The following is a 12,801-nucleotide window of genomic DNA, read 5'->3' on the forward strand; positions in this document are numbered from 1 at the left end:
GCACGCTGGCAAGCCAGCGGGGAGGGGGGCGAGGACTTTGTGGGCGCGGTTTCCTCTTGGTGGTGGGTTGGCCAATCGCTCCGCGATTGGGCGGAGGCGGGGCGGGCTGCGGGGTGGTGTGATGCGTGTTTGTGATCTTTTTGGGGAAAGCAAATTCTTTAGTTGATCTGAGATACATTAATGGATAGTGCAATGTGATTTCCGTTTGCGTTGCTGACGAAAGATGTGAGGACGAAAAATGTCGATTTTGGGCGAGGAATGGCTGACTACTGATGAGGCTGCCGATCTGTTGGGTATCCAGCCGCAGAGCTTCATCACCCAGGCTTCGGCCGCACGCAAGAAGCAGCCGAAGTTTGATCCGGATTTTCCTCAGCCGGTGGTCCAGAAGGTGACTATTTACGCCCGGAAGGACATCGAGGACTACATGGCGGCCCGGGCGGCTCGCAACCCGAACAAGCGGGGCCGGCCAACCAAGGTGGCGACCAAAGCTGCCGAGGGTGAGGATAAGCCGGCAGAGTCGTGAGGATCCCGGAGCTGCTCGGTCCCTCCGAGAATGTTGGGGTGCGGCCTCCCTCAGGTGCGCCTGGTGTTTCGGCCTGGTTTGATGGGCCGCAGGTTCATTTTGTGCTGGGGCTGGCGTTGGATGCGCTCAAGCCTGATGGCCGGCTGGACGCAGCTGCTGTGGCCCAGGAATGCCTGGTGTCGACAGGGACTGTGCGGCGGTGGGTCCGCACCAGGCTACCGGCGCGCTGGAGGGATGATATCCACCGGCTGCTGGCAGTTCCTGGTCTAGTCAGGGATCAGGAGCGGGTGCAATGGCGAAATGCTGTCGATGCTGCCGAGACGCTAAAGCTGAAAGGCGTTCGGGGTGAGGACTGGCACAAGAGAGGATGGACCGAGCCTCATGTGCTGTACCTGGTGTGGTTCAGGAACATTGGTGTGTGGATTCCGCGAACTGGCCGGCTCGACGAAAAGTCTCTGACCAGGGTCACTGCAGGCGCTGGGGGCGGTGCCATTTTTGAAAGAAAGATCTACCCCAACTACTTCCAGGCGCAGGCGGCGAAATTTGCCTTGCTGAAGGCCTGCGATGACTGGCGGCTGGCCCTGCCGCTGGTTCATGGTCCGCGGGGCCTGCAGCGGCTGCAGGGGAGCTCCTCGGCCGTCCTGGAGGCGGCACCGCTGCCTCCGTTGGTGGCGGCGGAACCCTAGATCTCGTTGAGGTCGATGTTGCTGATGAAGTCCATATTCCATTGGCCCGCACCATAATTTTCGCTGTACTGCTGCTCGAGGAAATCATGGAGCCCGGTGTCCCCGTGCTCGGCGTAGGCGATGTAGAGATCCTGCATTTGTTCTGGCGTCATCTTCATCGTTGCTGAACGGAAACGAGTGTAGGTATCTCCGTGAGCGTTGTTACCAGGTACGCCCTGATGGCCGCGGATGGTGATTTTTGCGCCCTGGCGGGCCAGTTTGCCCTGCGCCTGGCTCTTGACGGCAGCGGCACGGCCGGCCTTTGTGGTGGCGGCCTGCCGTGCGCGCTTGTTCAGTGTGGCCAGGTTGTCAGCTTTGGGCTTCTGCTCGCCTTTCGCCCAGCGCTGCACTGTCCGTTGGCTGACTCCCAGGCGTTCGGCAGCGCGGCGGGTATCGATCTTTCCTTCTTTGGGGAACAGCGTTTGGAGCATCCCCACGATGTTGGTGGATTTACCTGAGACTTCTGCGCCTTTTCGTCCGGTAAGGGCAGCGAAGAAGGTGCTGCGCCGCTCGGTGGGTGTGGGTGGTTTGGGATCTTCGTACACGGTGGTCCTCCTTACTTGAACAGGTTGCGGGCTTCGAGGTCGAAGCCTGAGCCGGTGAGGTATTGCTGGAGGTCCGCGAGCTTGGCGGTGCCTTCGTGCTTGTACTGGCCCGGCTTGCGGCCGAAGGTCTTTGGTTCACCAGGCCATGCGGCCGCACCGTCAGGGTTGTTGGAGGTGTACAGCAGCGCATCGGTGTAGGCGGCGACTGGCCATCGGCCGGTTTTCTTGCCGATGTCGATGATCCTGCGCAGGATGTTGGCGCCGGCCCGGCCCTTGATGGTGTCGTAGCGTTCGGGGGCGTATCCCTGACGGCCGGCCTGGTGCTCGTGGGATCCGATCATGCCGAAGGTGCGGACGTACATGGATTTGATGATGTCCCGGGCAGCCTGGTCATCGGCATCTGCCGTGTCCAGGAGGGTCCTGGCGTCGACGATGCGCTTGACGAAGCCGGAGAAGAGGCGTCCGGACTTTTCCCAGACGTAGGCTTCCAGCGGCTCAATCTTGTAGCCGAGTCCCTTGTCCTCGGCGGCGAAAGCAAGCGTTTCGGTGGTGTACCAGTAGTCGTCGTACGACATGGTGCCCTGGGGGTTGAAGACTGAGGGGTGCAGCCATTCTTCTGCCGGCGGGATGTTGATTCGCCAGTAACCGGGCAGCTTCGGGTCGAACGTTGGGTTGTTGGTCAGGTGGGTGGCATGGCCGATGCCAAAGACGGTGTCAGCGGCTGCGAGGTATGAGGCGCCGCGGTCGTAGGCGTGGATGAATTCATGCTCAGCCTCTTCGGCGGAGGGTTTGCGGGACCAGTTGTAGTCCAGGACCAGCCCGGGGATGGTTGCCGGCGGAACCGGCTCCAGGGGTGCCAGTGTGTCCTCACGGTCTTTCCGGGTTTCGGACAACAGGTCCAGCCCGGTGCTGCTGGCTGAAACGGTGTACGGGTACTGCAGTGCGGCGGCAAAGCGCTGGAGGCGGGTGGCGATGACGTCAGCTTTAGCCGGCCCTTTGGGTTTGCCGTCCTTGCGGAATTCGACGATGGCAGGATACGCATCGTCACCGAGCATGGGGATGAGTGTGATCATCGCCCGACGGTTGTCGTCTTTGCGCCACATGCGGGTGGTGCCTCCAAGGAATTTGCCTTCCTTGCTCATCTGCCAGCCGTGCTCCAAGGCCTGGGTCACGAAGGGGTGGCTGGTGGTGTGGGCTTTGATGAGTTCGTTGCGCTGGGTCCGGTCCCCGGGCAGGTCCTCGAGGCCCAGCAGCAGCTTGGTGGCCTCGATGGTGATGTAGAACTGGCCCGGAGCGGCTTTGTAGTTCCACTTTCCGGCCTGATTCTTGGTCTTCCGGACGACGGTGCCCAGGTTCAGGCTTGCTGCAAGGTCCGCGACTTCGCCCATGTGAGCAGGCATGGTTTCCAGCGGCCGGAGTGCTTGGCCTGGAATATGGAGGCCGTCGACGTCCAGGACAGCCAAGGCGGCATCGAAGGTGGGCAGCTGCGCTGATTCGCTTTCGGGCTTGGAGGCAGCGTCCGGGTCAGCAGGATCCTCCACGGGCACAGATTCATCTTCGATGGTGCTGGTGGCCGGCAGTGGCGTTTCGACCGGCGCCGGAGCTGTGGGGGCAGGGTCGACAACGGCAGCCGGGGCGTTGGCCGCAAGTGACTGCTGTTCGACCTTCAGAGCCTCCATGGAGGCGTTCCAGCACTTCATGTGGATAGGAAGCCCGTCGATCGCGCCGGCGGCCTGTTCCTGGCACTTGATGCAGTCTTCCCACTGACTGAGGTGATCCATGAGGACGACTTCGCCGGTGACGTCGACGAAGGTATGGCTTTGTGGCATCTGGCCCTCCTTGGGCTGCAGCTCGTCAGATGAGTGGTGGGTGCCGGGCACCGGCGCATCATTGGTTGGCCCGGCAGGGGTGCCGTCCGGGAAAAGCGGCGGCGAGGCCGGCGCGACAGGGGGTTCAGGAGTTGAGCCGGGCCCGTCATCAGGGATGTCGTCTTCACCCAGGAGTACGGCGAGCGGGATGTCCCAGACCCGCATCTTCTTCCCAGAGATGCGGCGTTGGTTGGCGTGTTTGCCGTCCCTGTCCGGGACGATCCAGCCGTGAGAGAGCATGGCTGAGGCGATGCTGACCTGGGATTCGCCGAAGGTGGCGTCGGCCCGGCTCGCCATCTGGTTGGCGATGCCGAGTACAACGCTTGGGATCAGGAATGCCCGGCCATTTTTGATGACACCGATCTTGGTGCCCATCGGTACCCAATTCTGTTCCTGGAGAATCCCGTGGACTGTGCTGGATCCCCGGCTGACCCAACCGAAATTGTGTGCGTCTTCGGGCATGCCGCCGTCGGCATTGCTCAGGTGCGCTTCGTTAGAGGCGATGGCGTCCTTGAGGTAGTTGATCAGGCGGTGTCCGGAGTCGCCGGCCACATCGTTCTGCAAGGCCAGAGCTTCCAGGATTCCCTGGTCAGCCCGAGCGAGGATGTTGGTGGCTTCTTCCTGGCTGAGAGCCCCGCGGGTGACCATCATGCGCAGCATCAATCGGATCCCGTGGGAGCACCACTGGGCCGAATCTGAGAAGCGGCCTTCCAGGCTGGAATCATGCGGGAGCTTGCGGATCTGTTCCACCCAGAAGTCGTAAGGGTTCCCTGGTTCTCCGCGGTGGTCCTGCCAGTGCGCGCGCTCGGCAATTTCCTCGTCCAAGGTTTCTGCCAGGTACTGGATCAGCGATGAACCCAAAAGGGCACGGCCTCGGCGGGCCACGGTGTGTTCCAGTCGGGGAAACAGATCCTGTGCGTTTTGGATGTCTCCAGGTGAGAGCAACAGGGTCAGCAACCGGGTTTCGGCCGAGTCGTCCGGACCCAGCTCGCCGGTGGTGATCAACCCGGTATTCAGTGGTCGGTCATTGCGGACACCGCCGTTGACTGTTCCGACGGCGCGCAGGGAACCGTTGTAGTTGATGCGAGCGACGTCGCCCAGCTTCTTTTGAGCGCGTTTAGGATCGCCGTCAGGGGCGAAGTCATCGACCAGGACGGGCATGTTGGCGCAGATTGCGGCCGTGCGGAGAATACCCAGGGCGGTTCCGCCAGAGTTGGCGCCTGAGACAACCTCGCGCTTGTTGCCGAAGTGGATCCCAGGGGCAAAGAACTGCATACCGATATTGGCGCAGGCTGTCTTGTAGGACGATCGACCACCCTGGAAGTGGAGGGTGACTTTCATCCTGTCGGCGAAAACGGACTCAAAAACGAAACCGAGCATCGGGTAGACGATCCTGGCCGGAATGTCTTTGAGCAGCGGCTTGACGCCTTCCATCCAGGCTTGGCGGAGGCGCCCGGCGTCGGTCGTGGGGTCAGGCATCCGGTAAACGGCCATCGCGTCAGGCAGAGCGACGTCTGCTTCTACGGGACCGGTTGCGCTGATGGCCCCGCCGGCGTGGATGAAGATTCGACCATCGGGGGTCTCCCTCCATCCTGTGGAGGTGTATTTCGCGGTCTTCTGGGCTGGTCCCTGGACGGCCTTGAGAATTCCGTCAAAGGCTGCGTCTTTGCCGCGGCGGCTGGTTGAGGCCAGAGCAGCTGCGCCGTACCAGGGGATCTCTTCTGCCCATTTCCCCTTCTGGATGGTGTCGGCCGTCCAGGTGACGATCTGCTCTTCGATTTCGAAGGAACCGTCCGGCAGCCTGATGGGGCGCTGGTTTTCGTCGCGGCGCCACCGGCGGAACTTCACTCTCATGCCTAGGGACGGGCGGGAGAACTCTGATTCGAGGCCGTCGTCCTCGACGAACTGATCGATCACCTCGGCCCAGCAGTTCATGACGCTGTCGTAGCGGTACTTCACGCCTTCGTCTTCGGAGAACTTCTCGGTTACCTTCACGGTCTCGCCGCGCCTGACCCGGTAGGTAACGGTCATGTTGGGGACGTGGGGGGCAGGATCGTCGGCATAGACGCCCGGGGCCACAACGGGGCCGGTCGGCTTTGCGAAAGGAACGACTTCGCCGCCCTGACGGTCCAGGACAGCGGCGGGGGCTTTCAGGCCAAGGGTGGTGTAGGTGTCATTTACTCTGGCGAAGGCCTGGTCACGGACTGCACCAATGGCGGTAACCAGCTGCGCGTCATCGGCGTTTACCTCGCCGTTGATGTCAGCAAGTTCACGGATACTGCTGAGCCTACGGGCCCCTTCCTTTGCCCAGGATTCAGCGGCGCTTTTTTCTTCTTCCTGGGTTGTCTCGTCGGATGCGTCCAGAGCGAGACGGAATCGCGCTTCGCTTTGCTCGCAGGCAGCGTCGACGTGCTTGAGCGCCTGGCGGATGTCTTCGAGCTGGGCCAGGAGCTGGACGGTCTGCAGCGATGTCGGGATGAAATCTCCGGTACCGTGTCCGGCTTCAAAGTGATCGGTGAGATCGGATTTAGGATCTTTGGTGGCGGGGAGAACGATGGTCGGTTTGACCCCGATATCCGTGAGCACCTGGTAAAGGTTCGCGGCTCGACGGTAGCCGGCGAGATCCCTATCAGCGACGACGCGGACCTTCGTCTGCAGCGCCTCGCCGTTTTCACGGTAGCCAAGGAGCCACATGGCAAGTTCTTTGGGAAAGACGCCAGCGCCCTGGGCGTTGGTCGTGGCCACCAGCTTGTGCGCGGCCGCGGTATCAGCGTCCTTTTCCCCTTCAACCAAGTAGATGGTCTTTCCGGCCTGCACGGCTTCTAGGACCGCAGGGAGGTTATAGGGGACCGGGACGAAGCCCGCAGGCTTTTGGTTGACGATCTCACCGGTAGCGGTGTCAACGAAGTGCTGCTTGAAGCGCTTCGAGGGATGTGCCTTGACCTTGCATTCCTCACGGATGACCTGCTGAACGAGATTTCCCTCAGCATCGACGTAGTCATAAGTCGCGGTGGTCTCGAAACGATGGCGGGGTTGCAGCGCACCGTTCGAGTCATCGGCCAAGGGAAGGATCTTCGGGAGTGGCTTGCGCCGTTCCACCGGCTTCTTTGTCACGGAGGCGTTGGGCCGGGAATCACGCGGCGGAAGCGGCTCATCGAAAAGATCTGAGGGCTCAAGGCCAATACCGCGGGCAAGGTCCTCGAAGGTGGCGGAACCTGAATTGCTGCAGCTGAAGCAGAACAGCATGACCTTGCCATCTTCCCAAGTGACATGCATAGAGGGGGTGCGGTCAGCATGGCACGGGCACAGGGTCATAAAGCGATCGCTTCGCTTGCTCGGGTAGCCCCGGTTCTCGAGCGCAGCAATTACCCGGTCCAGGGATGACCTGGACACTGGGGCAGGAGTCATTGATGTCACGCGGGAACCCCGCCCCGAAAGTCGATAGACACGCGGGCCGAGATTTCTCGCACATCGTGAAGCACGTTGGCTATACTCATAGCAAGAGGTGGCACCTCCACTGCATGGAAAAAGCCCTTCCGTAACTGGATATTGAAAGATCTGAGAACTTGATTGGCGTCAGAGTTCAGATCATCTACTTGACAGAGCAGCTGCCTTACCAGGGCGGCTGCTCTTCTTTTAAGCTGCTGGGTGGCTGCTCCTGTCCTCTTCGCGGAGAGTGCGCCTGTCATCGAGGGCTGGCACAGAGCGTTCTTGTGAATCCGCTGGCTGACAGTTGTCGTCCTTACGGCGGCGGCGTTTGCGAATGCCGACGAACGCTGGGACAGGCAGTTTGTGCTTTTCTGAAAGTTCCTTGAGGATCCAGGGGCCAAGGTCGAGAGACTCCTTGGCAGCGAGGGAGTCGTAGTACTCGTAAAGGTCATCGGGAGGACGGACGCTGATGAGCTTCCTGTCACCGAAGCTCTGCGGGTGCTTTTCAGGACTAGGCATGGGATTAACCTAACGTCGGTTTGACTCAATGTTCCGTAGCCTCTTGCCTTCGGCGTGGCGTTAATCCCAGTCAAGGTCTCTGATCTCTCTCCAGTAGGAATGGTCTACAAACAAGAGGGGACCAGGGCGGACGAAACCGGACAGACACCCCCAAACTTCTTTTTGTCCGATCTGCCTTGACAAAAGGACCCTCGCGCGCGCACGCGCGCGCACGCGCGCGCACGCAGGCGCACACATACGGAACACCTGTTTTTCAAAAGGTGGGACAGGTGGGACAAAATGACCAAAAATCAACGTTTCCGCAGGTCAGAGTGATTTATTGCTGTCCCACCCCCGGATATCCCGAACTGCCTGGATTGGAGTTTTCGCAGGTCAGAGCCATCTGCCGTGTCCCACCCTCGGGAAAAGCAAAGGTGGGACACCGGTGGAAACTGGATGAAAAGTGCCCCTAATTGGACGGCGAGGGATGGAATTGCCCAGGGCAGGGGGCAGCCGTCCACTTTTGATGGTTTTGATCAACAGACGTGGAAATCCCCGTGATTGCTGGGATGCAAGGGGTGCTGCGCAGAAAAGTGGTCCGTCCAGTTGCTTTGATGCGGTCCCGCCCAAGGTCGGGTGAAGGACGCCGTTCAGAAGGCTGCTCCAGGACATTCGCCGGCGCCATCTTCGTGACCGCAAGGGCCAGAGCGACTTACACCGGCGCCAAGTGGTGGCCTACCAGCCCTCACTGAGGTCTTCCAGCGCCCTGAGTTCCGCCCCGTCCAACAGCTGCCCCGTGTCGGTCCCGGTGGCTCGGGCGAGGTCATCGAGGGCGATGAACCGGGTCCGGGCCAGGGTGATCACCAGCTCTGCCAGGTATGCGGTCCCGTTACGCTGTGCCAGGTCGTCCAGGGCAGCATGCATGCGGCCCGTCAGTTCGCTGGGTCCTTCGGATTCCTCAGCCGCCATTCGCGTGAGCGTCAGCGCGGCCAGCTGCGGATCGTCGTAAATGAGTCCCATGCGCCAACGCTACGCGGCCGCCGGCGAGAGGAAAGGGGCTCCTGCTAGTTGGTCCGGATCGCGATCAGCTTGTGGCCTTCCGGCACCTTCGCGGCGAGTGCTTGCCGTGCTTGCTCGTAGGTGGCCCCTTCAGCGTCTATGCGCTCGTGCTCGCCGGAGGGGTCTTCGATGGTGCCCGTAATCTTCACTGGATCATCATATTTCTGGTCCGTCACCCGTCGTGACAGCCTCCAGGAGCCGCTGCAGGACAGAGCCATGGTTTCCGCTGCGCAGAACCAGACGCCGGCTTCTTCGTGGGCAGGAGGTAGTCCGATGCATTCCCTCAAACCTTCTTTGTCGCGCCGAGCGGTAGACTGAAATCGAACATATATTCGAGAAAATGGTGTGTTGTGGGCTTGGTTGTCGGTCCCCGCGTGATAGATGCGGGACTCTCTCAGTTGCTGGTGGTCATCGCGCCGATGTCAGTCGCTGCCGGTTTTCCATCTCCTGCGCAAGATTACTTCGACGGACGCATAGACCTGAATGCCTACCTCATCAAGGATGTGACCAGTACCTTCATCGTCAGGGTGGCAGGGCACTCCATGGAGCAGGCGGGTATAAGCGACGGTGACGAGCTGATCGTCAACCGGGCGTTGGAACCAAAAGACGGATCCGTTGTGATTGCAGTTCTTGACGGGGAACTCACCATCAAGAGACTACGTATCACGCCCAATGGCGTTGTGCTGCAGGCCGAGAACCCGCTCTTTCCTGATATCAGGGTGCCAGCGCTATCGGAACTGACGATCTGGGGTGTGGCAACGCGATGTCTGCACCATATTTAACGCGCGCTATTCCGTTAGACGGGAATTTTGGCCACCCGCGGAAGCGTGCACAGTGATGTCCAAACCACTGCAGATGCGGCGGATGCAGGAGATCGCTCTGGTGGACGTCAACTGCTTTTATGCCAGCGCTGAGCGCGCCTTTGATCCCTCTCTTGAGGGCCGGCCACTCATTGTCCTCTCGAACAACGACGGCTGCGCTGTCACGCGCTCCCCCGAAGCGAAAGCTCTTGGGATCAAGCTGGGGGACCCATGGTTCAAGCTGCAGGGCCTCGCGTCAGAGGCTATCCCGATCGATAGGCGGTTGGTTGCCCGATCCAGCAATTACGAACTTTATGGCGACATCAGTGCACGAGTCATGGAATTGCTGGGGCGATACGGGGCATTCCTGGAAATTTACAGCATCGACGAAGCCTTTATCGGCGTTAAAGGATCGCCTGAAACCCTTCTGCAGCTCGGCCATGACATGAAGGCTGCCGTCGCCAGGAACGTCGGCGTCCCCGTCTGCGTCGGCATTGGCGCTACGAAAAGCCTTGCAAAACTTTCAAATAGATGGGCCAAAAACAATCCAGCTTTCGGCGGAGTGTGCCGGTGGGATTCAGTGCCTGCCGTGGATCGGGAGGCCCTGATGAGCAGGCTCTCCGTTGAAGAAATTTGGGGTGTGGCCGCGAGGCTCACCAAACGGCTCAATGCCTTGGGAATCCACTCAATTCTGGATCTTGCCCACGCGAATCCTGTGATGATCCGGGACAGATTCTCGGTGGTCTTGATGCGGACTGTACTGGAGCTGCAGGGCACCCCCTGCATTCCGATGGAGGAAGAACGGATCGGAAGGGATCAGCTAATCTTCTCGCGTTCCTTCTCCAAGCCGATCACGGCGGCCGCGGATCTGCGCCAGGTGCTCAGCGTCTACGCGCAGCAGGCCAGCGCCAGGCTGGCGAAGCACGGACTGCAGGCAAAGCTTCTCACCGCCTTCGCGGGAACGTCGTACTTCAATCAGCACGACAAGTCATTCCCTTCCGTTTGCGTGCCGCTGCCGATGCCGACAGCTGACCCCGTGATCCTGACCAAGGCAGCCCATGCCTTGCTGCCTGGAATCCACGAAGGCGTTAAATATGTACGCGCCGGCATCATGGTGACCGACTTGCGGCCAAGCGGAAACCAGAAGCCCCTGGAGCTGTTCGAGAACCCGCACGAAGAAAGAGAAATTGGTGCGCTTCTGGAGGACGTCTGCCGGCGCTACGGCCGTGGTTCCATCGGCCTCGGATACGCCGGAATCAAGGGGGGCCTGGACTGGTCCATGAAGCGGGACATGCTCTCTCCCCGGTACACGACTCACTGGGATGAACTCCCCATCGTCAAGGCAGCATAGGGAGACCGAAATGGGTACGGATTCGGTATCAGTGACAACGGACAGCGCCGGCGTTCCGGTCTATCTGATTTGGGGCGGGCGGCAATGGTCAGTGGCCGCTGAGCCAGTGCGTTGGTTTGAGCGCGTCAGCTGGTGGGAAAGGGAGCGGAGATTCCCCCTGGGCGGTGACAAGAGGATTGACTTGGAGATCTGGCAGGTACAGGCCCGGCTGGGACGGAATCCACAGAACGCCCTGACCACCTTCGAACTGATCCGGGAACGCAACGGCGCTGGCTGGTCGATCAGATCAGCATCGGCGGCAGCCTAAGTAACGGGATGTGGTGAAGACTCAGCCCTCCTGGCGGTTCGAATCAACGAAACGTTCGATGCTGCCTTGCACGCCATGCCAGAAACCTCCGTACCGCCAGGACTCACTTGCTGCAGCGTCTACGACACCTGAGATTGCCTCAGCTACAGCTTGGTCGGAGATTCCGGGAAAGAGGAAGCGCCTGATTTCATCGTTCCTCACAACCCGCTCCAGTATCGGGTTGACTCGTGACTGATGAAAGGCTGCACTGCTTGGGTAAAACTCTGATCTGCGGCCCTCTGGAGCAGTCGCGGCAATCAGGCAGTAGAGGATGTCGAACTGGCAGATGGAATCAAGGATGGGGTCAGTGGCGGATCTGCCGGCGTCTTGGTCAGGGGTTTCGTTCAAAAGGACGTCTGGGTGCAGGGCCGCCAATTTGGTGGACAACTCGAGGGCTAAGGAAATGACGACACCTCCACGGGCCTCCTCGCCGGCCTTTGGGGAGAGGATACCGGCGCGTGCCGCTTCCACCATGCCGTGGCGGATCCAGGACCGGTAGCTATAAGTTTCGTCGCCAATGGTCTGCAGCGTCAGACTCCTGGCCGCATTCCATCGTTCACACCGGACCGCCAGCGCCCCAAGGGCATACACCCTCACGAGAATGTCCAGCCAGTAGGTAGCGGTTTCCACTTGGTGAGCGTGGACGCTGGTTGATGCGACGCCGGATTCGTCCAGGGGCGCTGTGTAGGCCGAATACATGACCTTCAGGCCAGCCTCCACCTGCTCATCTTGTTCGTGGAAGATCGCGATGGCGATGAATTCCGTAAGACGATCCAGCGCGATCTGCCGCTTGTCCCCCGTTTTGTCCTTGTAGGTCTTTTTAAGCGCGTTCTTGGCTTCGGTAGCGAACCGCCGCAGGCCCATTGGCCTCCCGCTTTCAAATGCGGCCTGGACGCTGTTTTCGAAGGCCTGGTCATCCATTTCAAGTGTTGGGGCGATACCCGGGCTCCCGGGGCCCTCTTCCCGCGAGTTTTGTGCCAGGCGACTCACCAGGTGATCGATGTCCCTGCGGGCTTCCGCCTTGATGGCTTCCCTGTACCGCTCCAGTGCCAGGGGCCACATACGGTGCGTTAGCCGCGCGTTGACGGTTCCCTCACGGATGAAGATCTCCCCTTCCCTGAAAACCGTGAGCGTCCTGTTGTCGGTCCTGTAAGACCCGTCTCGGCTGGCGATCGCGGGAAATCCGGATCTGCTGGGCCGCACGTAGACAACAGCGATTTCCCGGGCCAACGTGTTGTGGGTGTGGACGGCCGAGATTACCTCGACAGGGCAGTCCACATAACTCCTCACTCGCTGCATGAGCGCGGCTGAGTCGAAGTGGCTCCTGTCGATTGGGTCGACGTCGAGTGCCGGCGCTCCGGTTCCGTCTACACCAATGACGAGATAGCCCCCCGTGGGGAGGTTCATCATCGCCATGCAGTCTTTGGCGAACTCGACTTTCTGCTTCTCGGCACCTCGGCTGAGATCCAGAGTGGACTTGTAGTCCAGGGTGTCGGTTTCGGTTCCCACGCCGAGAAGTTCGTACATTTTCTCGTCGTCCACCCGGCCATCGCAGGCAAAGAGTTCGTTCGTCATAGGCCCACACTAAACGTTGCGTATGCCCCGGCCTTTGACACCCCAGCGAGAGCCTCCTAACGAATGTGTTAGGAACCTGCTA

At 60.5% G+C, this 12,801-nt stretch carries 11 protein-coding genes; 5 read left to right on the forward strand and 6 right to left on the reverse strand.

What is annotated here, in order from left to right; genetic code table 11:
- Positions 1-247: 247 nt before the first annotated feature.
- Together ACQCSW_RS20220 and ACQCSW_RS20225 are read left to right on the forward strand one after the other, a co-directional pair.
- Positions 248-523: a hypothetical protein gene (locus ACQCSW_RS20220; RefSeq protein ID WP_426990753.1), complete on the forward strand. Its 276-nt coding sequence runs from the start codon at positions 248-250 to the stop codon at positions 521-523.
- 416 nt (positions 524-939) lie between these two features.
- A complete protein-coding gene (locus ACQCSW_RS20225; protein ID WP_426990754.1) occupies positions 940-1,209 on the forward strand; it encodes a hypothetical protein in 270 nt (89 codons plus the stop codon).
- On the opposite strand, the gene ACQCSW_RS20230 is transcribed toward ACQCSW_RS20225, so the two are convergent.
- The 5 genes from ACQCSW_RS20230 to ACQCSW_RS20250 form a co-directional block, all read right to left on the reverse strand.
- Positions 1,206-1,793 (reverse strand): helix-turn-helix domain-containing protein, encoded by a 588-nt coding sequence (locus ACQCSW_RS20230; RefSeq protein ID WP_426990755.1) that lies wholly within the window; start codon positions 1,791-1,793, stop codon positions 1,206-1,208. The two genes, ACQCSW_RS20225 and ACQCSW_RS20230, sit on opposite strands and share 4 nt — an antisense overlap.
- A gap of 11 nt (positions 1,794-1,804) precedes the next feature.
- Positions 1,805-7,069, reverse strand: a complete 5,265-nt coding sequence (locus ACQCSW_RS20235; RefSeq protein WP_426990756.1) for a CHC2 zinc finger domain-containing protein — start codon at positions 7,067-7,069, stop codon at positions 1,805-1,807.
- A gap of 228 nt (positions 7,070-7,297) precedes the next feature.
- Positions 7,298-7,609 carry a hypothetical protein gene (locus ACQCSW_RS20240; protein WP_426990757.1) on the reverse strand — a complete coding sequence of 104 codons (312 nt, stop codon included), beginning with the start codon at positions 7,607-7,609 and terminating at the stop codon, positions 7,298-7,300.
- Positions 7,610-8,323: 714 nt separating this feature from the next.
- Positions 8,324-8,608: a hypothetical protein gene (locus ACQCSW_RS20245; RefSeq protein ID WP_426990758.1), complete on the reverse strand. Its 285-nt coding sequence runs from the start codon at positions 8,606-8,608 to the stop codon at positions 8,324-8,326.
- 44 nt (positions 8,609-8,652) lie between these two features.
- On the reverse strand, positions 8,653-8,934 hold the full coding sequence (locus ACQCSW_RS20250) for a hypothetical protein (protein ID WP_426990759.1): 282 nt from the start codon (positions 8,932-8,934) through the stop codon (positions 8,653-8,655).
- A gap of 63 nt (positions 8,935-8,997) precedes the next feature.
- Here ACQCSW_RS20250 and ACQCSW_RS20255 point away from each other — a divergent pair, with 63 nt between their 5' ends.
- The 3 genes from ACQCSW_RS20255 to ACQCSW_RS20265 are packed head-to-tail and all read left to right on the forward strand — an operon-like array spanning position 8,998 to position 11,105.
- Positions 8,998-9,429 (forward strand): LexA family protein, encoded by a 432-nt coding sequence (locus ACQCSW_RS20255; RefSeq protein ID WP_426990761.1) that lies wholly within the window; start codon positions 8,998-9,000, stop codon positions 9,427-9,429.
- 55 nt (positions 9,430-9,484) lie between these two features.
- Entirely contained in the window at positions 9,485-10,798 is a 1,314-nt protein-coding gene (locus ACQCSW_RS20260; protein ID WP_426990839.1) for a Y-family DNA polymerase, read from the forward strand.
- Between the two features lie 10 nt (positions 10,799-10,808).
- Positions 10,809-11,105 carry a hypothetical protein gene (locus tag ACQCSW_RS20265; RefSeq protein WP_426990762.1) on the forward strand — a complete coding sequence of 99 codons (297 nt, stop codon included), beginning with the start codon at positions 10,809-10,811 and terminating at the stop codon, positions 11,103-11,105.
- 21 nt (positions 11,106-11,126) lie between these two features.
- On the opposite strand, the gene ACQCSW_RS20270 is transcribed toward ACQCSW_RS20265, so the two are convergent.
- Positions 11,127-12,719 (reverse strand): AlbA family DNA-binding domain-containing protein, encoded by a 1,593-nt coding sequence (locus ACQCSW_RS20270; RefSeq protein ID WP_426990763.1) that lies wholly within the window; start codon positions 12,717-12,719, stop codon positions 11,127-11,129.
- Positions 12,720-12,801 lie beyond the last annotated feature (82 nt).

Origin of the sequence: Pseudarthrobacter sp. Y6, assembly GCF_050156205.1 — a bacterium.
Classification (GTDB): domain Bacteria; phylum Actinomycetota; class Actinomycetes; order Actinomycetales; family Micrococcaceae; genus Arthrobacter.

Coding starts and splice junctions, on each gene's coding strand:
- ACQCSW_RS20245 (WP_426990758.1), bottom strand. CDS start 8,608: ATGGGACTCATTTACGACGATCCGCAGCTGGCCGCGCTGACGCTCACG.
- ACQCSW_RS20235 (WP_426990756.1), bottom strand. CDS start 7,069: ATGACTCCTGCCCCAGTGTCCAGGTCATCCCTGGACCGGGTAATTGCT.
- ACQCSW_RS20240 (WP_426990757.1), bottom strand. CDS start 7,609: ATGCCTAGTCCTGAAAAGCACCCGCAGAGCTTCGGTGACAGGAAGCTC.
- ACQCSW_RS20260 (WP_426990839.1), top strand. CDS start 9,485: ATGTCCAAACCACTGCAGATGCGGCGGATGCAGGAGATCGCTCTGGTG.
- ACQCSW_RS20270 (WP_426990763.1), bottom strand. CDS start 12,719: ATGACGAACGAACTCTTTGCCTGCGATGGCCGGGTGGACGACGAGAAA.
- ACQCSW_RS20265 (WP_426990762.1), top strand. CDS start 10,809: ATGGGTACGGATTCGGTATCAGTGACAACGGACAGCGCCGGCGTTCCG.